Raw genomic sequence first — 18209 nt, forward strand, 5'->3', positions numbered from 1 at the left:
CCGGTCAGGCCGCCGTGTGCTCGCGCCCGCCCACCGCCGCCTGCACGCGCTGCTCGAACGCCTCGAGCTCGTCGACCACGGCGGGTGCCACCCACGCGCGGTCACGGCGACGACCGGTGACCGGACGGAGCACTCCCGCCGACACCAGGTCGTCGGTCACGCGCTCGACCTCGTCAGCGGTGAGCAGGGTGTCCAGGTGCGTTTCGGTCAGGACGGGGTCGTCGGCGAGCGCACGGCCGACGACGGCGTGCGGGCCCGAGGCGCAGGGGCCTCCGGACCGGTCGGCGTCGTGCTCGGCGAGCAGCAGGGCGCTCAGCGTCGCCTCGTCGCACACCGTCCCGATCGCGAGGGCCAGGTCGACCACGAACCCGGTGACCCTGCCGTCGCGGTACTGCTCCAGGTGTCGGAAGTACCGCCGCCGGCCCGCAGCGAGCGCGGTGGCCACCGGTGCCGTGACCGTGGTCGTCACCCCACGTCGCCGCAGCACGGCACCGATCAGCGCCCGCCCGATCCGACCGTTGCCGTCGGTGAACGGGTGGATCGACTCGAACTGCGCGTGGGCGATCGCGGCCTGTGCGATCGGGTGCAGGTCCACGCGGTGCACGAACGCGAACAGGTCCGCCATCAGCGGTGCCACGAGCTCGGGCGGCGGTGGCACGTACACGGCGTCGCGGGGTGCGGCGCCGCCGCCGATCCAGTTCTGCACGGCGCGGTACCTGCCGGCGTACCGTCCGTCCACCGGGTCGTCGCGCATCAGCAGGCGGTGTGCCTCGAGCAGGGATGCCTCGGTGACGGTGCCCGAGTCGGCTCCGGACACCAGGTGCTCGACGGCGCCGCCGGCCCGGACGACCGCGGTGGCGCCCACGTTCGCCCGGATGCCGACGAGGGCCCGTGCCAGGTCGTCGATCGTCGCTGACTCGTCCTCGATCCGCGACGACGCCACGGCTTCGGTCCGGCCGAGCACCGACCCGAGCGGCGCGAGCCGGGAGCCGTGGTGGACGTCGAGGGCGCGCAGGGCCGTGGCGCTCCGGTCGAGCAGTGCGACGGTGTCGTCGTCGGGTGTCCACCGAGCCCTCGCGATGGACGGGGGCAGCGACACCTGCACGGTGGTCACGAGCCGGTCGTCTCGGCACCCGCGGACGGCACTCCGCCACGGTCGCTCGCTGCGCTCGTGCGTGGGCCAGGTGTCGCTCCGGTGTGCCATCCCGCGACGGTAGGGCCGCCCCGACGCTCGACGCCAGGAATCGGTATTTCGCCCGCTCGCCCGCTCGCCCGCTCGCCCGCTCGCCCGCTCGCCCGCTCGCCGTGCCCCGCTCCGCCCCCGCGCCCGCGCCCGCGCCCGCGCCCGCGCGTACCGTTGGTGCCATGAGCAACTCCTTCGCGATCACCGGTGCCCACGTCGTCCCCGTCTCCGCTCCCGCCTTCGACGGCGGCGCGGTCGTCGTCGAGGACGGCCGGATCACCGCGATCGGTCCGGACGTCACCCCGCCCGACGGCATGGCGGTCATCGACGCCACCGGTTCGTGGCTCGTGCCCGGGTTCGTCGAGGCGCACGGCCACGTCGGCATCCACGAGGAGGCCAACGGTGAGGCCGGCAACGACACGAACGAGATGACCGCGCCGAACATGGCCGGCGTCCGGGCGATCGACGCGATCGACATCGACGACGAGGGCTTCCGGGACGCGCTCTCCGGCGGGATCACGAGCATCGTCGTCAAGCCCGGCTCCGGCAACCCCATCGGCGGTCAGAGCGTCGCCATCAAGACGTGGGGCGGCCGCACGATCGACGAGCAGCTCATCTCCGACTCGGTGAGCGTGAAGAGCGCCCTCGGCGAGAACCCGAAGCGCGTCTACGGGGGCAAGGGCCAGACGCCCTCGACCCGGCTCGGTGTCGCGAAGATCATCCGCGACGCCTTCGTCGAGGCGCAGAACTACCGGGCCGCCCGTGACGCCGCCGCGGCGAAGGACGAGCCGTTCGCCCGTGACCTGACGAAGGAGACGCTCGTCCGGGTGCTCGACGGCGAACTCGTCTGGGACCAGCACACCCACCGCCACGACGACATCGCCACCGCGATCCGACTGTCCGAGGAGTTCGGCTACCGGCTCGTCGTGGACCACGGCACCGAGGCGCACAAGATCGCCGACGTGCTGGCCGCGAAGGACATCCCGGTCATCTACGGCCCGCTCTTCACCAGCCGCTCGAAGGTCGAGCTCCGCGACCGCGGCATCCCGAACCTCGCGACCATCGCGGCGGCAGGGGTCCGGGTCGCCATCACGACGGACGCGCCGGTCGTGCCGATCAACATGCTCGTCGACCAGGCGACCGCCGCGGTGAAGGAGGGTCTGCCCGCCCAGACCGCACTCGAGGCGCTGACGGTCAACCCGGCCGATTTCCTCGGGTTCGGGGACCGCGTCGGTCGCCTGGCCGAGGGGTACGACGCCGACCTCGTGCTCTGGGACGGCGACCCGCTCGATGCGGCCAGCCGCGCGACGCGCGTCTGGATCGACGGCGAGCCCGTCTTCACGTGGTCCGACGGAACCGGCGTCACCACCCCGCGCTGGTAGCGGGTGCAGAGCCGGGAGGCCCGGATCGCGACGTGCCTGCGGGTCGCGATCCGGGCCTCCAGGCCGTTGCGCCGGGGGTGCCGCGTGCTCAGACCTCGCGCGCCAGCAGGAAGTCGTTGATGCGCGTCGTGAGCTCGGCGTCGATCGGCCGCACGTCGCCGTTCACCGAACGGATCGGGGCCGCCTGCCGCACGCTCGACACGAGCCAGAGCGCGTCCGCCGCCGCCAGGTCGGCGAGGGTGACGAGTTCGTAGGCGGTCTCGATGCCCTCCTGCTCAGCGAAGCGGAACACGTCGGCCTGCGTCGTGCCGGCCAGGATCCCGATGTCGGTGCGGGGCGTGACGAGCCGGTCGCCGACCTTCATGATCAGGTTGGCGCGCGTGCCCTCGAGCACGTAGCCGTCGCTCGAGACGAACAGGGCGTCGTCGGCGCCGCGGCGGACGGCCTCGCGCAGGGCGGCCATGTTGACGCCGTACGACAGCGTCTTCGCGCCCTGCAGCAGCCACGGCGACGTGCGCTCGACGTCGTGCCGGTACCCGCGGTCCAGGACGACGACGGAGATGCCCTCGGTACGTGCGGCCGTGGAGTCGCCCGACGGCGCGGCGTAGACCCACCCGGTCGGGCGCTCGGTGCCCTCGACGCCGCGGGTCAGGACGGTCTTGGCGAAGGCCTCGCGCACCGGGTCGAGGCGGGCACAGACGGCCTCGATGGCCCGGCGCCAGGCCTCCGGGTCGGGGGGGGGCAGGTCGAGCATCGCCGCGGAGCGGCCGAACCGGGCGAGGTGCGCCTCGAGGGCCTGTGGTCGGCCGTCGATCACCGTGATCGTCTCGAACACGCCGTCGCCGCGCGTGACGCCGAGGTCCTGCACCTGCACGTGCTCCTCGAGCGGCTTCGCCCAGGTGAAGGCCTCGGCCGCGGGGTCGTGCGGCGCGGCGTCGCGGGAGGGCTGGTTGAGGACGGCGAGCACGGTTTCGGTCATGCCTCCATCCAACCGCAGCTCAGCCCGCTTCGGGCAGCGCGCCCAGCAGCTTCCACACGGCGGGCGTCAGCTCGGGGTGCTGCAGCGCGATCCGGCGCAGCCGGTGGTACTCCTCGCCCAGCCGGGTGCCCTGCCCCGACGCCGGGTGGCTCGACCACTGCGCGTGCCGCTTGCCGATCGCCTCGTCCAGGTCGACGGCGTCCGCGCGCAGGATCAGCACGACCTGCTCGTCGACGGTGGGGAGCGTCGGCATGAACTCCCACGGGTCCTCGCCCTGGCGGCTCCGGTGCTCGACGAGCATCGAGATCTCTTCGGCAGCCTCGGCGCGCAGCACTTCGAGGCTGCGCCCGGTCCTGCGGGGCTCAGCCATGGTGCCCCCGCAGCACGCCTGCCATGGGAAGAGCGTACGACACTCCATCGGTCACACTGGACGCGTGACCCTTCGCGACGAGAGCAAGTCCCAGCATCCCCGGGTGGTGGTCGTGTACCTGCTGCGCGACGGTTCGGCCGGCACGGAAGTGCTGGTGGGGGAGAAGCGCCGCGGCCTCGGCGCGGGCCGTCTGGTCGGCCCCGGCGGCAAGCGCGAGCCCGGCGAGTCCGCGGTCGAGACCGCCGTGCGCGAGGTGCGTGAAGAGGTCGGCCTGCGGCTCGACGCGGTCGACCTGGAGGCCCGTGGCACGTTGGACTACCGGTTCCCGTACCGACCGTCCTGGTCGCAGGTCTCGGACGTCTTCGTCTGCCGCCGCTGGCAGGGAGACCCGTCGGGCTCCGACGAGCTGGAGCCGCGGTGGATCGCGGTCGACTCCGTGCCCTACGACGCGATGTGGGACGACGCCCGGTACTGGCTGCCTGGGGTGCTCGCCGGCGGCAGCGTCCGCGCGCGGTTCACGTTCGCCGCGGACGACGCGACGGTCGCCGGGTTCACCGGGACGGGCGTCGGAGTGGGCGACTAGCTGCTAGCGCGGCTGCTGGGTGCGGGTGCTGCCGGTGCGCGCTTCCTCGGCGGCGGCCATGACGTCGGCGTCGCCGCTCCGGCCGCCCAGGGGCCGCACGAAGAAGTCGATGATGCCGACGACGATCGCGCCGATCATCGAGAACATCGCCCACCCGACGAACAGCCCGGCGGTGCCGCGGCCGTCGGCGGGCGCGAGCAGGACGCTCGCGGCGTAGAAACCGACCGTCAGCACGAGGAACACGACGACGACGGTGATGAGGACGCGGTGCCAGGTGATGCGCGGGTTCATCCGATCAGGATACGCGTCAGCGGTCGGCGTGCTTGCCGTGCTGCGCCGCCGCCGGCCGCGGTTCCTTCCGGTTCGCGGGGCGCTGCACGGCGATGCGGCCGGTCGGTGTCGCGTCCGGCTCGAGGCCGTCGCGCCCGCCGGTGAAGACGTCCCCGCCGGTGCGGTCGTCCTCCCAGTCTCCGTCCCGCAGCACGCTCAGGGTGCCGGTCTCGGTGGAGGTCAGGCCGTGGCGCTCGAGCTCGGCGTCGCGCTGCCGGCCGAGGAACTCGCGGTTGGCGGTGTTGGCGTCCTGGAACATCGTGGTCCGGCCGGTGACGATCGCACGGATCCGTCGGCGCTCCCACCACTTCTTGCCGAAGTACATCAGCACCAGGCCGGCCGTGGCGTAGCACGCCATCGTGATCAGGCCGCGGGCCGGGCCGGGGCCGACGCCGTAGACCTGGTGCTTGATCATGTCGACCATGCTCGAGCCGACGACGACGTTGTTCAGCCAGGCGAAGGGCTCGGGCATGAACCACTTCGGGTAGGCACCGCCGGACGACGGCATGGACAGGAAGACGAAGCAGATCATCGCGGGTGCGGCGATGAACCGGCCGACGAAGTAGCTCAGGCCGTTCACCGCCAGGCCGATCGCCACGATCCAGCCCCAGGCGATGAGCACGAGCTGGATCCAGTGCCCGTGGATGGCGCCGAGCACCGGTCCGGCGAGGGTGTTCGTGATGAGCGAGATGACGAGGCCGCCGACCACGATGACCGTCATCCGGGTGCGGTGCCGGAGCGGGCCGCCCATGATGCCGATGAACATCGCGACCATGTAGCCGCCGATGCACCACGCGAGCATGACGTACATCGCCACGGTGCCGTACTCGTCCCAGGCAGGCAGGGGTGCGAGCTCGGTGACCTTCGGGGTCGCGACGCCCAGGCCGGTCAGCACCGCGGTGAGGGTGGCCGGGACGAGGCTCGCGACCTGGAACTGGTGCGCGCTCGCCGTGAAGAACTCGTTCGCAGCGGGGTCGTACGCGACCGCCATCGAGCCACCCACCACGTCGCGCTTCGCCTGCGCGAGCGAGTCGTACGTGTGGAACACGAACTCGCCGGGCAACGCCCGCTGCACCGCCTGCACGAACGTCGGATCGCTGCCGACCAGGGCGATCGGGACGTCGTGCGGGTGCGGGGCGTGGAACGCGAAGACGTAGCACAGGCAGAACCCGACGATGAAGAACAGCGGCATCCAGAGCTGCAGGCCGATCAGCTGCAATGACGGGTGCAGGGTCGAGTACCACCGGCGGTAGGCGCCGTGCTGCTGGGGCGCGGGCACCGGAGCCTGCCGCCTGGGTGCCGATCGCGTGTGCCCGGCGACCTTGCCACCACGTCGCGGCTTGGTCCCACGTGCGGAGGGCCGGGTCCCGCGCGGCTTCGGCGGCGTCGGTCGGGAACCGCCGGGGCGCTCCGGTCCGTCGTCGTTCCTGGGGACGTCGTTCCGCGGCGTGCTCACTCGGCGCTCTGCTCCTGCTCTCGATCGGAGCGCCAGGATACGCCCGGGGTGCTCAGGAGCGACTGCGTGACGCCTGCGCCGAGTCCATCGCGAGTTCCTCCGCGTCGAGGGTCACGAGCACGCGGCGCATGACCTCTTCGTCGAGGTTCCCCTTCTCCCGCTCCTCGAGCACGATCTCGCGTCGTCGGTCGAGGAGTTCGCGCCGGATGTCCTGGATCTGCGAGCCACGCAGGCGCAGTGCGACGTTCCGCCCCTCGTCCTCCTCTTCCTCGGCGTCCTGACGGAACGTCTCGGCCTGACGCTCGAGTCGCGCCTTCAGCCGGTTGACCACCGAGTCGACGGCTTCCGAGCCGTACTGCTTCGCCCACGCCGGACGCCGCTTCTCGAGCAGCTCGATCGCGGCTTCCGTGGTGCGCTGGTTGAGCCGCATCTCGCTGCGCACGTCCTCCTCGCCCTCGGCCGGGTCCTGCACCTTGAGCGCGCGGATGACGAACGGCAGGGTGAGTCCCTGCAGCAGCAGGGTGCCGACGGTGACGAAGAAGGCGATGATGAAGATCGTGTCCTGCGCCGGGATGTGCGTCGGGTTCGCGACGACCGACACGGCTGCGGCCAGGGTCACCACGCCGCGCATGCCCGTCCACGAGATGACGGTGAGCTCCCGCCAGTTGAGCTTCGGCTCGGCGGAGCCGCGCATCCACCGGAGCGAGGGATGCCCGCGGGACAGCTTGATCCGCAGGGGCCGGAGCCACTTCCCGTTGAACCGGTTGCGCGCGTAGGACTCGAAGACGAACAGCGGTCGGACCAGGATCACCACCGCGAGCACGACGGCCGCGGCGGTGAGCGTCTGCCCGAGGCTCCGCTCGCTCTCGACCAGGTCCTGCACGACGGTGTTGAGCTGCAGGCCGATGAGCGCGAACACGAAGCCCTCGAGGATGACGTCGATGCTCGTCCAGAGCGGGCGCTCCTGCAGGCGGGTGGCGTACCCCTCCTTCGGCGAGTTGTAGCCGATGTACAGGCCGGCCGTGACGACCGCGATGACCCCGGAGCCGGACAGGTCCTCGGCGACGATGTAGGCGACGAAGGGCAGCAGGATGCTCATGATCGTCTCGACCACGGGGTCGTTGATGCGCATGCGGATCCAGTGCACAACGACGCCGAGCACGATGCCGACGGCCAGGCCGACGCCGATCGCCAGGCCGAAGATGCCGAGGTCCTGCCAGATCGTCAGCGACGTGCCCGCGATGATGAGTGTGAACACCCGCACCAGGGTCAGCGAGGCCGCGTCGTTGATCAGGCTCTCGCCGGACAGCACGGTCATGACGCGGCGGGGGAGTCCGAGCTTCCGGCCGATCGCGGCGGCGGACACCGCGTCCGGCGGGGCGACGATCGCGCCGAGCAGGATCGCCGCCGGCAGCGTCATGTCCGGGATGAGCAGGTACGCCACTCCGCCGACGACCAGGGCGGTGACGATCACCAGGAAGATGCCGAGCCGTCGGATCTGCTTGATCGAGCCGCGGAAGCTCTGCCACGACACGTCGAGGGCCGCCGAGTAGAGCAGCGGCGGCAGGATCACCGTGAGGATGACCTCGGAGTCGATCTCCATCGGCGGCAGCCCGGGCAGGAACGAGGCGGCGAGGGCGACCGCCGTGACGAGCAGTGGAGCGGGGAGTCCCTTGGCCCGGGCGAACCCCGTCACCGCGAGCGATCCGATCAGCAGGATGAGGAGCTCGGCGGTGTCCATGGGTGCATTCTCCCATCGGCATGGTTCCGAAGCTGAACGAGTGTGAAGCTGCGGTGAACAACAGGTTGCCGATCAGGTTTGCTCGAAGGGCCGACGCCTGGGACACTTGCCCGCGGTGGACATCACACTCATAGTCGTCCTGGTCATCGCGTTGGCCCTCTTCTTCGACTTCACAAACGGTTTTCACGACACCGCCAACGCGATGGCGACCCCGATCGCGACCGGCGCCATGAAGCCCAAGGTGGCGGTCACCGTCGCTGCGGTGCTCAACCTGGTCGGTGCGTTCCTCAGCACCGCCGTGGCGACGTCGATCTCGCACGGACTGATCAACGAGGGGCCCGGTGGCGTCGCCATCAGCCCGGAGATGATCTTCGCCGGCCTGATCGGGGCAGTCGTCTGGAACATGATCACGTGGCTCCGCGGGCTGCCGTCGTCGTCGTCGCACGCGTTGTTCGGCGGGCTGATCGGTGCCGCGATCGTCGGCGCCGGGTTCCAGTCGGTCAACTACGTCGCGCTGCTGACGGTGGTGATCATCCCGGCGTTCGCCTCGCCCGTGATCGCCGCGCTCGTGTCGTTCCTGTCGACGCGCATCGCGTACCGGATCACGAAGCGTCCGGTGTTCCCGAACGAGCGCGGCGGCTTCCGCATCGGGCAGGTCTTCACCAGCTCGATGGTGTCCCTGGCGCACGGCACCAACGACGCGCAGAAGACGATGGGTGTCATCACGCTGACCCTCATCGCCTCGGGCGCGCAGTCGTCGAACCAGGGCGTGCAGTTCTGGGTCGTCGTCGCCTGTGCCCTCGCGATCGCCCTCGGTACCTACACGGGCGGTTGGCGGATCATCCGCACCCTCGGCTCGGGCATCACCGAGATCCGTGCGACGCAGGGCTTCGCCGCCGAGGCCTCGACCGCCGCCACGATCCTCGCCTCCAGCCACCTCGGCTTCGCGCTGTCGACCACGCAGGTGTCCTCGGGCTCCATCATCGGTGCCGGGCTCGGCCGCCGCGGCTCGAAGATCCAGTGGTCGACCGCCGGCAAGATCGTCATCGCCTGGTTCATCACCCTGCCCGCGGCTGCCGCGGTCGGTGCGGTCGCCTCGGGCATCGCCCGCCTCGGCGTGGTCGGGCTCGTGCTCGACGCCGTGATCGGTGCCGTCGTGATCCTCGGCCTGTACCTGTGGTCGCTCCGCAAGCCGCACGAGCAGGCCTCCGCGATCGAGGTCGACGTCGCCGCGAACGCGGTCCTGACCCGCAAGGAGCTGCGTGACATGCAGCGCAAGAAGCGTGCCGACGCGGTCGCCCAGCGTCGCGCCGAACTCAGCCGCGAGCGCACGCTCCGTCGCATGGCGGCCCGCAAGGGAGGCCGTCGCTGATGGGCATCGACTGGTTCGCGTTCCTCACCGTGGCGCTCGTCGCCGTGGTCTCGTCGTGCTTCGTCGTCGCCGTGTACTCGGTCGGCCTCCGTCTCTGGAGCGCCGCCGACACCCGCGAGGGCAAGTTCACCGTGAAGGACGACGGCACGATCGGCCCGGCCACCGCCGGCTTCCCGAACCCCGCCGGAGTCTCGGCGGCCGCACGTGCGCTCCGTGCGGCGGCCATCGCGTGCTTCGTCGTGTGCGGCGCCGTCGTGCTCTACGGCATCTACCTCATCGTCCCGCAGTTCCACTGACGGGCATGCTCACCGGGTGAGCAGAAGACGCCGGGTCGCCCTTCGCGACCCGGCGTCTTCTGCTCACTCGTCGCGCGTGCGCCGCGTGCGCTGCGCGAGCGGGCGGGATGCCCGCGTCTCCGCGCGCGGGAACCACGCCGTTTCGCCCGCTCGCGTTCCGGGCGTGCCCGCGGGGCGGACGGGAGGCCCGTGGCGGCCGGGCACCGGGCCTCCAGGCCGCCACGGGCGAGCGGGCGGAATGCCGGCGTGCGTTGCTGGGACGACCGCGCCATTCCGCCCGCTCGCGCGGGCGGCGCGCTTGGTGAGCAGAAGATGTCGCGTCGCGGTCTGGGACCCGACATCTTCTGCTCACGAAGCGACGGGAGGCCCGTGGCGGCCTGGCACCGGGCCTCCGGGCCGTCGCGGGCGAGCGGGCGGAATGCCGGCGTGCGTTGCTGGGACGACCGCGCCGTTCCGCCCGCTCGCGCGGGCGGCGCGCTTGGTGAGCAGAAGATGTCGGGTCGCGGTGCGGGAGCCGACGTTTTCTGCTCACGAAGCGACGGGAGGCCCGTGGCGGCCCGGCGCCCGGCCTCCGGGCCGTCGCCGGGCGAGCGGGCGGGATGCCAGCGTGCGTCGCGGAGGCCACCGTGGCATTTCGCCCGCTCGCGCAGGAACGCCGCCGGTCACACAAGCCCGGCGCGTTCCCGGACCGGCCGGACGGACGGGACTAGCCTCGACGTGTGACCGGCAACGAGGAGGCACCTGTGACGACGACGACGCGGACCGAGAGCGACTCGCTGGGATCACGCGAGGTCCCGAAGGACGCGTACTGGGGCATCAACACGTTGCGGGCGCTCGAGAACTTCCCGATCACCTCCGTGCCGATCGCCGTGTACCCGGACCTCATCGAGGCGCTCGTCACGGTGAAGCAGGCTGCGGCGCGGGCGAACCGGGCGATCGGCGTCCTCGACGAGGAGCGCGCCGACGCGATCGATCGTGCGGCGCAGGAAGTCCGCGACGGGGCGCTCCGCGAGCAGTTCGTCGTCGACGTCGTGCAGGGCGGCGCGGGGACGAGCACGAACATGAACACGAACGAGGTGCTCGCGAACCGGGCCCTGGAACTCCTCGGGCGGGAGCGGGGCGACTACGGGTACCTGCACCCGATCGACCACGTGAACCGCAGCCAGTCGACGAACGACACGTACCCGACGAGCATCAAGATCGCGATGATCTTCGGGGTCCGACGGCTCATCGAGCAGCTCGAGGAGCTCTCCGCGGCGTTCGCCGAGCGGGGCCGCGCCTTCGCCGACGTGCTGAAGGTGGGCCGGACGCAGCTGCAGGACGCCGTGCCGATGACCCTCGGGCAGGAGTTCACCGGGTTCTCGCACACGATCCAGGAGGATGCGGACCTGCTCCGCAAGGTGATGCCGCTGCTCGCCGAGATGAACCTCGGTGCGACGGCGATCGGCACCGGGATCACCGCGGACCCGCTCTACCGCGACGAGGTCCGCCGGCAGCTGCAGGAGGCGAGCGGCATCGACGTCGTCACCGCCCCCGACCTCATCGAGGCGACGAGCGACGCCGGTGCGTTCATGACCCTGTCCGGCACGGTGAAGCGCAGCGCCGCGAAGCTCTCGAAGATCTGCAACGACCTGCGGCTGCTGTCGTCCGGTCCGCAGGCGGGTCTCGGTGAGATCACCCTGCCCGCTCGCCAGGCCGGCTCGTCGATCATGCCGGGCAAGGTCAACCCGGTGATCCCCGAGGTCGTGAACCAGATCGCCTACGCGGTCGCCGGAGCGGACACCACCGTGACGATGGCGGCGGAGAGCGGGCAGCTGCAGCTCAACGCCTTCGAGCCGATCATCGCCCACTCGATCCTGCAGTCGCTGCAGTGGATGTCCCGTGGCTGCGCGACCCTGCGTGAGCACTGCGTCGTCGGCATCGAGGCGAACGAGGCGAAGCTCGCCGCCCAGGTCGACACGAACGTCGGCGTCGTCACCGCGCTCACGCCGTACATCGGGTACGCGGCCGCGGCGTCGATCGCGCACACGGCGCTGACCACCTCGACGCCGATCTCGACGCTCGTGGTGGCTGCGGGGCTGATGGAGGAGGACCAGGTCATGCGGGTGCTCAGCCCGGCCCGGCTGTCGGGCATCGAGCTGGCGACGGGTGCGATCCCGGTCATCACCGAGGAGATGCTGGACGCCGAGGCACGAAAGCGCTGACGCCGGGCAAGCGCGCGCACGCCCGGACGCGGCACGGTCGCACGACCCGCACCCGCGCACACACCGTCAGGGCAGCGGTCGCTCGCCCACCCGCACCTGCTGCGCCATCGCCCGCAGGTGCTCCTCGCCCGGGGTCGACTCGGCGTCCTCGTCCCCGGCCACCCGCGCGGCCTCGGCCCGGACGTGCTGCGCGGCCGCGATGTCCTGGTCTCGCCACCGCGCGAGCGTGAAGTTCCGCGTGACGTCCCGCAGCGGCAGCCGGATCGACTCGTCCGCCTCGATGCCGGCGAGCAGCTGCCGCATCCGGATCACCTCGGAGTCGAGTTCCCCGCCGACCACGAGCACGAAGTTCGAGATGTAGAGGTACACGAGCAGCAGGATCGCGCCACCGAGCCACCCGTAGGCGCGGTTCCCGCCGCCGAGGGTCTCCACGTAGAGCGCGAACCCCACCGTGGCGATGGCCCAGGTCACGATCGCGAACGCGGCACCGGCCGACACCCACCGCAGCTGCGGGGTCTTCACGTTCGGCGTCGCGTAGTAGAGCACCGCCACCATGACGACGAGGTCGGCCGCGAGCACCGGCCACTTCACGACGTTCCACACGTCGTCGATCCACGGCGCCCACCCGAGCTGTCGGATGACGGCCTCGGAGATCGTCGGCGTGCCGAGCAGGATGACGATGGCGACGGCACCGCCGACCATGACGAGCAGCGTGACGAGGAGCATCATGCTGCGGAACTTCCAGATCCGTCGGCCCTCCTCGACCTCGTAGGCGGTGTTCATCGCCCGTCCGAAGGCCGTCGCGTAGCCGGACAGCGACCAGAGCGTCAGCGCGACACCGATCGTGAACCCGAGCCACGGGTTGTCCAGGGTCAGCAGCTGCCGGAGCGGCCCCTCGAGGTGCTCGGCGGTCTCCGGTCGGACGATGAACCCGAGGACCTCCACGATGTCGGTCAGGCTGTCCCCCTTGCGGTCGACGATGGACAGCGCCGACACGACCGCCAGCGCGGTCGGGAACACCGTCAGCAGCGCGAAGAACGTCAGCGACGCGGCCGCGTCGACGACGCGGTGCCGGATGACCGAGTGGTAGGTGCGCCGGACGACGGCGCGGACTCCCGTCCGCTGGAGGTCGCGCGATGCGCTGTCCGGCATGTCCCGTACGGTACCCGACACGTGACGGCCCGGAGGCCCGTGGCGGGCCCGCCCCGCGCCTCCCGTCCGCCCCTTGGTCGCGTCGCGATCCCCTGCAAGACACCGGTGTTCACGCTCCGCACCGCGGAACGCGGGTGTTCCACGCGCGAACACCGGTGTCTTGCGGGCACGCTCGCGCCGCCGCCGTCAGTCGGCGTGGGGGTGCAGGGCGTCGTAGCGGCGGAAGGACGGGACCATCCGGAGGAGCAGCGCGACGAGGCCGATGATGAGCACGCCGCCGATGACCGGCGGGTACGCGATGCCGGCCGCGACGACCAGGCCGGCGTACAGGTCACCGAGCCGCGGCCCGCCCGTGACCACGACGATGAAGATGCCCTGCAGCCGACCGCGCATGCCGTCCGGCGACGCCGCCTGCAGGATCGTGTTCCGGAACACCGAACTGACGTTGTCCGCACCGCCGGCCATCGCCAGGAACAGCGCCGCGAGCCCGAGTGCCGGCAGGATCTCGACCCCGAACGCCTCGCCTGAGCGGCCGCCGAGCACGTGCGCCAGCGCGATGACCACCCCGAACGCCGCGATCGCGCCGCCGTACGCCGTGATGGCCCAGCCGACGGCCTCACCCTGGCGTCGGACGTGCCCGAGCGGCCCGGAGAACACGCTCGACAGCAGCGCCCCGATCGCGTACGCGGCGGTCAGGGTGCCGACGGTGATCGACCCACCGCCGATGACGAGCGCGCCGATCGCGGGGAACAGCACGCGAGGCTGCCCGAAGGTCATCGCGATGATGTCGAGCACGAACGTCATCGTGATGTTGCGCGACCGCCGCAGGAACTTCGCACCCTCGATGAGCGAGCCGAGTCCGGGCCGCAGCGCGTCGTGGTCGGCGGCCATCCGCGGCAGTGTGAACACCCCGAGGAACGCGAACGTGAACAGCACGACGTCGATCGTGTAGGTCGGCGCGAACCCGACGCTCGCGATGAGCACGCCGGCGATCGCCGGACCGACGGTGACCTGGAACCCGGACGCGATCCCGCCCAGGGCGCTCGCCGCGGGCAGCAGGTCGGTGCCGACGAGTCGCGGGACGATGGCCGAGCGGGAAGCGTTGCTGACGGTGGCGGCCACGGCGTTCACCGTCGCGAGCACGTACAGCAGTGCGACGCTGTGCAGGTCGAGCCAGGCGTGCGTGGCGATCAGAGCCACGGCGACCCACGCGACGATCGACGAGACGAGCGCGACGAGGCGTCGGTCGAAGGCGTCCGCGAGCATCCCGCCGTACAGGCCGGCGACGATCATCGGCACGAGCGCGATCACACCGACCAGGGCCACGGCGAAGGTCGAGCGGGTGATCTCGTAGACCTCGAGACCGACGGCGACGGTGGTCATCTGGGTGCCGATGCCGGCGATCGCGGTGCCGGCCCAGAGTCGGGCGAAGGCGGGGGAGCGGCGGAGCGGGGTGAGGTCGGCGAGCAGGCGGCGGCGCGGCGGTGCGGGAGTCGATGGTGTCACGGTGGAACCATTCTGCGGGCTGGACGCTCGTTGCGCGTGCCCGGTGCGCGCTCTGGTTGACTGATCGGCATGACTGACCTGAACAGCAAGCCCGAGTTCGACGCCCCCGAGGGCCCCGCCCCCACCGAGCTCGTCGTCACCGACATCGTCGAGGGTTCCGGCGATGAAGCGTCCGCCGGCTCGACCGTCAAGGTCCACTACGCCGGCGTCGAGTACGAGACCGGCGAGGAGTTCGACAGCTCCTGGAACCGCGGCGAGCCCATCGACTTCCCGCTCGCGGCCCTGGTGCGCGGCTGGCAGGAGGGCATCCCCGGCATGAAGGTCGGCGGTCGTCGCAAGCTCGTCGTCCCGCCGGAGCTCGCCTACGGCCCCGCCGGTGGTGGCCACTTCCTGTCGGGCAAGACCCTCATCTTCGTGATCGACCTGCTCGGGGTCCGCTGATGCAGGTCGGTGCCCCGACGATCGAGCTGAACGACGGCCACCGCTTCCCGGAGCTCGGCCTCGGCACCTACGGCCTGAACGGCGACGAGGGCGCTGCGGCGGTCGGCACCGCGATCGCGAGCGGCTACCGGCTGCTCGACACGGCGCTGAACTACGGCAACGAGGACGCCGTCGGCAAGGCCGTCCGCGAGTCCGAGGTGGCGCGCGAGGACCTCGTCGTCACGTCGAAGCTGCCCGGCCGGCACCACGGCTACGACGAGGCGCACCGCTCGATCGACGAGACCCTCGGCAACCTGGGGCTCGACCACGTCGACCTGTACCTGATCCACTGGCCGAACCCGTCGGTGGACAAGTTCGTCGACACCTGGAAGGCGTTCGTCGACCTCCGCGACAGCGGCAAGGTCCGCTCGATCGGCGTCTCGAACTTCACACCGGAACACCTGCGCCGCATCGTCGACGCCACCGGGGTCGCCCCGGCCGTCAACCAGGTGGAGCTGCACCCGTACTTCCCCCAGGCGGAACTGCGGAAGGTGCACCAGGAGCTCGGCATCGTGACCGAGAGCTGGAGCCCGCTCGCGAAGCGGTCGGAACTGCTCACCGAGCGGCCGATCGCCGACGCCGCCGCGGCACACGGTGTGGCCCCCGGCCAGGTCGTGCTGCGCTGGCACGTCCAGCTCGGTGCCGTGCCGGTGCCGAAGTCGGGCGACGCCGCCCGCCAGAAGGAGAACCTCGACGTCTTCGGCTTCGAGCTGACCGACGACGAGGTGCAGGCGATCTCCGCGCTCGAGCGCGGCCGCCTGTGGGACGGCGACCCGGACACGCACGAAGAGATGTGACCCGGACGCGACCCTTCGGGGACAGCGGGGCTCCCGGTGGGCAGTACACTGGTTCCCCCTCTTCCCGAAGGGTTGCGTGTGTCCGAACCGACCGAGATCGACCGTGAACGCGGCTACGTCGACGGCCTCTTCCGTCGTCTCGACGAGCTGACCGCCGAGGCCGAACAGCGCCTCGCCGAGACCCGCCGACAGGCGGTCGGCGGGAACCACCAGAGCCGCAGCGAGCGCGACGCGTACGCGCGGCTCTACGAGGACACCGTCGCGACGCTCGAACGGGTGGGGGACCGTCTGGTCTTCGGCCGGCTCGAGGTCGCCGAGCCCGACGACGCCGACGACACCTTCCGGTACATCGGCCGCGTGGGACTGCGCGACGCCGAGCACCGCCCGCTGCTGCTCGACTGGCGCGTCCCCGGTGCCAGTGCCTTCTACCAGGCCACCGCGGCGCACCCGATGGGCATGCGGTCCCGCCGGCACCTGTCCCTGCAGGGTCGTCGGGTGGTCGGTGTCGAGGACGAGGTCTTCGACGCCTCGCTCTACGACGACGAGCGCACCCACCTGCAGGGCGAGGGGGCGCTGCTCGCCGCGGTCACCGCCGAACGCACCGGCCGGATGACCGACATCGTCGCGACGATCCAGGGCGAGCAGGACCGCATCATCCGCTCCCCGCTCGAGGGCGTGCTCATCGTGCAGGGCGGGCCCGGCACCGGCAAGACCGCCGTGGCGCTGCACCGGGCCGCCTACCTGCTCTACTCGTACCGCGAGCGCCTGCGCGGATCCGGCGTGCTCATGGTCGGCCCGTCCCCGGCGTTCCTGACGTACATCGAGCAGGTGCTCCCGTCGCTCGGCGAGACCGGTGTCGTGATGGCGTCGCTCGGGTCGCTCTACCCGACCGTGCACGCGACGACCCACGACACCCGCGACGTCGCCGCGGTGAAGGGTGCCGCGCAGATGGCCGCACTCCTTCGGCGGGCTGTGCGCTCGCGCCAGGTCGTGCCGACCGAGTCGGTCACGCTCGACGTCGAGGGCGAGCGGCTCGTCGTCCCGCCGCAGCTCGTCGCCGACGCCATGAAGCGTGCGCAGGACCGCGGCAAGCCGCACAACGTCGCCCGCGTCACGTTCAACAAGATCGCCCTCGACGCGATGACCCGACTGCTCGCCGAGCAGCTGCGGGAGCGCGGCACCACGGTGGACGAGGCCGACGAGAAGGTCCTGCGCGAGGACATCCGGAGCTCGTACGACGCCCGTGTGCTGCTCAACACCGCGTGGTTGCCGCTGCCGCCCGAGAAGTTCCTCGAGGACCTGTACGCCCGGCCGAACTGGCTCGCCTCGCTCACCCCCGACTGGACCGCCGAGCGCCGCGCCCTGCTGCAGCGTGCCCGCGGTACGGCCTGGACCGTGGAGGACGTCCCCCTGCTCGACGAGGCCGCCGAACTGCTCGGCCCGTTCGACCCGACCGGCGGTGCCGCCAAGCGCGCAGCGAAGGCCAGCCGGAACCGCGACATCGAGAACGCCCGACAGGCCATCGAGAACATGGGTGTCGAGGGCATCGTCAGCGCCGAGCAGGTCGCCGGCTCGTTCGCCGAGGGCGGCGACCCCCGCTCCACGGCCGAGCGCGCCGCCGACGACCGCGAGTGGACCTACGGGCACATCGTCGTCGACGAGGCGCAGGAGCTCTCGCCGATGCAGTGGCGCGTGCTCGCCCGCCGCAACCCGCTGCGCTCGTTCACGATCGTCGGCGACATGGCGCAGGGTTCCTCGCCGGGTGCCGCACGCACCTGGGACGACGTCATCGGGGCGCTCGCGCGTCGTCGACGCGGCCGTGCCCCGCAGGTGCCGCTGGACCACCGCATCGAGCAGCTCACGGTCAACTACCGCACCCCGCGATCCATCGTCGAGGCGGCCGGGGCCTTCGCCGACAGCGCCGGCCTCACGGTCACCCGCAACGAGGCCGTGCGCGACGGCGACCCCGTCGAGCGCGTCCGCGTCGCCCGGGCCGACCTGCTCGACACCGTCGTGGCGGTCGCCGACGCCGAGCGTGCGCGGATCGGGTCCGGCACCATCGGCGTCATCGTCCCCGAGGCCCAGGTCGACACGATCCGGCAGCGGCTCGCCCGCACCGAAGCCGACGTCCGGGGCCTCGCCTCGCCGAACGCCGGCTCGCTCACGGTGCTGACGGGTGCGGACGCCAAGGGCCTGGAGTTCGACGGTGTGCTGCTCGTCGACCCGGACGGCGTCGGCGCCGACGCCGCCCGTGCCGCCGCCGCGGTGTACGTCGCGATGACGCGTCCGACCCGTCGTCTGACGGTCATCGACGTCGACTGACGGTCGCGTCCCCGCGCACTTCGTGAGCAGGAACGGGCGGGTCCGTCGGTCCCACG

Annotated in this window: 16 protein-coding genes; 8 read left to right on the forward strand and 8 right to left on the reverse strand. The window is 71.6% G+C overall.

The window, feature by feature from the left end; translation table 11 throughout:
- Positions 1-4: 4 nt before the first annotated feature.
- Positions 5-1204: a Fic family protein gene (locus tag Q9R26_RS10870; RefSeq protein WP_311227275.1), complete on the reverse strand. Its 1200-nt coding sequence runs from the start codon at positions 1202-1204 to the stop codon at positions 5-7.
- A 161-nt stretch (positions 1205-1365) separates the two neighbouring features.
- On the opposite strand from Q9R26_RS10870, the gene Q9R26_RS10875 reads away from it, so the two are divergent.
- The gene (locus Q9R26_RS10875; RefSeq protein WP_311227276.1) at positions 1366-2565 is read left to right on the forward strand and encodes an amidohydrolase; all 1200 of its coding nucleotides are present in this window, start codon (positions 1366-1368) and stop codon (positions 2563-2565) included.
- A gap of 88 nt (positions 2566-2653) precedes the next feature.
- Here the strand turns inward: Q9R26_RS10875 and Q9R26_RS10880 are convergent, their stop codons facing one another.
- Together Q9R26_RS10880 and Q9R26_RS10885 are read right to left on the reverse strand one after the other, a co-directional pair.
- Entirely contained in the window at positions 2654-3544 is an 891-nt protein-coding gene (locus tag Q9R26_RS10880; protein WP_311227277.1) for an aminodeoxychorismate lyase, read from the reverse strand.
- Positions 3545-3563: 19 nt separating this feature from the next.
- Positions 3564-3914 carry a tryptophan synthase subunit alpha gene (locus Q9R26_RS10885; RefSeq protein WP_027464736.1) on the reverse strand — a complete coding sequence of 117 codons (351 nt, stop codon included), beginning with the start codon at positions 3912-3914 and terminating at the stop codon, positions 3564-3566.
- A 64-nt stretch (positions 3915-3978) separates the two neighbouring features.
- Between Q9R26_RS10885 and Q9R26_RS10890 the strand changes: the two genes are divergently transcribed.
- Positions 3979-4497, forward strand: a complete 519-nt coding sequence (locus Q9R26_RS10890; RefSeq protein WP_311227278.1) for an 8-oxo-dGTP diphosphatase — start codon at positions 3979-3981, stop codon at positions 4495-4497.
- Positions 4498-4500: 3 nt separating this feature from the next.
- Here the strand turns inward: Q9R26_RS10890 and Q9R26_RS10895 are convergent, their stop codons facing one another.
- The 3 genes from Q9R26_RS10895 to Q9R26_RS10905 form a co-directional block, all read right to left on the reverse strand.
- On the reverse strand, positions 4501-4788 hold the full coding sequence (locus tag Q9R26_RS10895) for a hypothetical protein (protein ID WP_027464737.1): 288 nt from the start codon (positions 4786-4788) through the stop codon (positions 4501-4503).
- A gap of 16 nt (positions 4789-4804) precedes the next feature.
- Complete coding sequence (locus tag Q9R26_RS10900) at positions 4805-6106, reverse strand: ABC transporter permease (protein ID WP_311227279.1); 1302 nt, start codon at positions 6104-6106, stop codon at positions 4805-4807.
- Between the two features lie 229 nt (positions 6107-6335).
- Entirely contained in the window at positions 6336-8024 is a 1689-nt protein-coding gene (locus tag Q9R26_RS10905) for a sodium:proton antiporter (RefSeq protein ID WP_311227280.1), read from the reverse strand.
- 115 nt (positions 8025-8139) lie between these two features.
- Between Q9R26_RS10905 and Q9R26_RS10910 the strand changes: the two genes are divergently transcribed.
- The 3 genes from Q9R26_RS10910 (at position 8140) to Q9R26_RS10920 (ending at position 11896) form a co-directional block, all read left to right on the forward strand.
- Entirely contained in the window at positions 8140-9396 is a 1257-nt protein-coding gene (locus tag Q9R26_RS10910) for an inorganic phosphate transporter (RefSeq protein WP_111023186.1), read from the forward strand.
- The gene (locus tag Q9R26_RS10915) at positions 9396-9692 is read left to right on the forward strand and encodes a hypothetical protein (RefSeq protein ID WP_182066720.1); all 297 of its coding nucleotides are present in this window, start codon (positions 9396-9398) and stop codon (positions 9690-9692) included. The genes Q9R26_RS10910 and Q9R26_RS10915 overlap by 1 nt, the downstream gene beginning before the upstream one ends.
- 743 nt (positions 9693-10435) lie before the next feature.
- Complete coding sequence (locus tag Q9R26_RS10920) at positions 10436-11896, forward strand: aspartate ammonia-lyase (RefSeq protein WP_259362931.1); 1461 nt, start codon at positions 10436-10438, stop codon at positions 11894-11896.
- A 66-nt stretch (positions 11897-11962) separates the two neighbouring features.
- Here the strand turns inward: Q9R26_RS10920 and Q9R26_RS10925 are convergent, their stop codons facing one another.
- Positions 11963-13048: a YihY/virulence factor BrkB family protein gene (locus Q9R26_RS10925; protein WP_311227281.1), complete on the reverse strand. Its 1086-nt coding sequence runs from the start codon at positions 13046-13048 to the stop codon at positions 11963-11965.
- A gap of 186 nt (positions 13049-13234) precedes the next feature.
- Entirely contained in the window at positions 13235-14554 is a 1320-nt protein-coding gene (locus Q9R26_RS10930) for an MFS transporter (RefSeq protein ID WP_182066717.1), read from the reverse strand.
- Positions 14555-14623: 69 nt separating this feature from the next.
- Between Q9R26_RS10930 and Q9R26_RS10935 the strand changes: the two genes are divergently transcribed.
- The 3 genes from Q9R26_RS10935 to Q9R26_RS10945 all read left to right on the forward strand — a co-directional run bounded on the left by Q9R26_RS10935 (position 14624) and on the right by Q9R26_RS10945 (position 18153).
- A complete protein-coding gene (locus Q9R26_RS10935; RefSeq protein WP_182066716.1) occupies positions 14624-14995 on the forward strand; it encodes an FKBP-type peptidyl-prolyl cis-trans isomerase in 372 nt (123 codons plus the stop codon).
- The gene (locus tag Q9R26_RS10940; RefSeq protein ID WP_182066715.1) at positions 14995-15831 is read left to right on the forward strand and encodes an aldo/keto reductase; all 837 of its coding nucleotides are present in this window, start codon (positions 14995-14997) and stop codon (positions 15829-15831) included. The genes Q9R26_RS10935 and Q9R26_RS10940 overlap by 1 nt, the downstream gene beginning before the upstream one ends.
- 78 nt (positions 15832-15909) lie before the next feature.
- On the forward strand, positions 15910-18153 hold the full coding sequence (locus Q9R26_RS10945) for an ATP-binding domain-containing protein (protein WP_307804553.1): 2244 nt from the start codon (positions 15910-15912) through the stop codon (positions 18151-18153).
- The last annotated feature ends 56 nt before the right edge of the window (positions 18154-18209 follow it).

This window comes from Curtobacterium sp. BRB10 (genome assembly GCF_031844325.1).
GTDB lineage: Bacteria > Actinomycetota > Actinomycetes > Actinomycetales > Microbacteriaceae > Curtobacterium > Curtobacterium poinsettiae_A.